General features: G+C 58.3%; 1 protein-coding gene. It reads left to right on the top strand.

Annotated elements, in window-relative coordinates:
* Positions 1 to 214: 214 nt before the first annotated feature.
* A partial coding sequence (locus AACR77_RS09610; protein WP_042881060.1) for a mechanosensitive ion channel domain-containing protein occupies positions 215 to 774 on the top strand: 560 nt, incomplete at its 3' end.

The raw sequence follows: 774 nt of genomic DNA, 5'->3' as shown, positions 1-774 counted from the left end.
ATCAGTGGCAGTTTATCCGCAGCCAGCTGCTGCAAAGCTGAGTGCGTACATTCGATGCGCTCCTGCGCCAGCAGGGTTGTGACAAAACGGGAGGCCTTGGCCTCCCTTGCTTTTTGTGGCACAAAAGAAAAGACAAGCACCAGATGCGACCCAGCTTGTCGCGCTCAAGTGTTAGATTCATCTGCCATAAATCTTCACACCAACAGGACATCCTATGGAACCCGAGATCATTACCGAAGCACAGACCTGGCTGACCAACAACCAGGGACTGATCATCGAGTATGCGGTCAACATCGCCGCCGCCCTGATCACCCTGCTGGTCGGTTACATTGCCGCCAACCTTCTCAGCGGTGGCGTGGTCAAGGTGATGCAGACCCGCAAGCTGGACACCACCGTCACCCACTTCGTCGGCAGCATCCTCAAATACACCATCCTGGTGTTCGTGGTGATCGCCGCCCTGGGCCGGGTCGGGGTGCAGACCGCCTCCTTCGTCGCCATTATCGGTGCCGCCGGTCTGGCCATCGGTCTGGCGCTGCAGGGCTCTCTCTCCAACTTTGCCGCCGGTTTCCTGCTCATCATCTTCCGCCCCATCAAGGCAGGGGAATTTATCGAGGTGGCAGGCACCAATGGCGTTGTGCAATCGGTCCAGCTCTTCACCACCACCCTCACCTCCGGTGACAACAAGATGGTGGTAGTGCCGAACTCCGCCATCCTCAACGGCACCATCGTCAACTACTCGCGCATGGATACCCGCCGCGTCGACATGACACTGTG

The sequence above is a fragment of the Aeromonas sp. ZOR0002 genome, assembly GCF_963866995.1.
Lineage (GTDB): Bacteria > Pseudomonadota > Gammaproteobacteria > Enterobacterales > Aeromonadaceae > Aeromonas > Aeromonas caviae.
Note: the sequence above shows the minus strand (reverse complement) of the source record. Positions and strands in the feature narration are given on the sequence as shown.